Source organism: Vibrio sp. OPT46 (genome assembly GCF_015163535.1).
GTDB classification, from domain to species: Bacteria; Pseudomonadota; Gammaproteobacteria; order Enterobacterales; family Vibrionaceae; genus Vibrio; species Vibrio alginolyticus.
On the sequence record NZ_JADDYG010000861.1, the window covers coordinates 1,763 to 2,176 of the forward strand.

At 42.3% G+C, this 414-nt stretch carries 1 protein-coding gene; it reads right to left on the reverse strand.

What is annotated here, in order from left to right:
* Positions 1–24: 24 nt before the first annotated feature.
* Positions 25–414: GGDEF domain-containing protein (locus IQR33_RS30485; RefSeq protein ID WP_193844290.1), on the reverse strand; the 390-nt coding region annotated here is incomplete at its 5' end.

Here is a 414-nt window from a genome sequence, read left to right on the forward strand (position 1 = left end):
ACATTGAGTCAATACTAGCGCTGCTTAATGGGACTTTTGTCTGTGTTTTTTCATCTCATAGAGATCTTCATCTGCACGTACAATAACGTCCTGAAGCGTTTCGTGTAATTCATTCGCCGCGATACCAGTACTCACACTAACTTCGATATCCAAGGTCTTTAGTCGGTTATCTTTAACGACACTACGAAGCTTCTTCGCCAATATTGAAGATTGACTGATACTGCAACCCGGCAGAATCGCAACAAACTCATCACCACCAGTTCGAACTAGATAATCACTATTTCGAAACACTTTAGACATGGCATCAGCAATAATTCCAATAACTTCGTCCCCTACATGGTGACCGTAATGGTCATTGATTCGCTTGATCCTATCGCCATCTATTGCAATGACGGAATATGGCGCGGTTTCCAA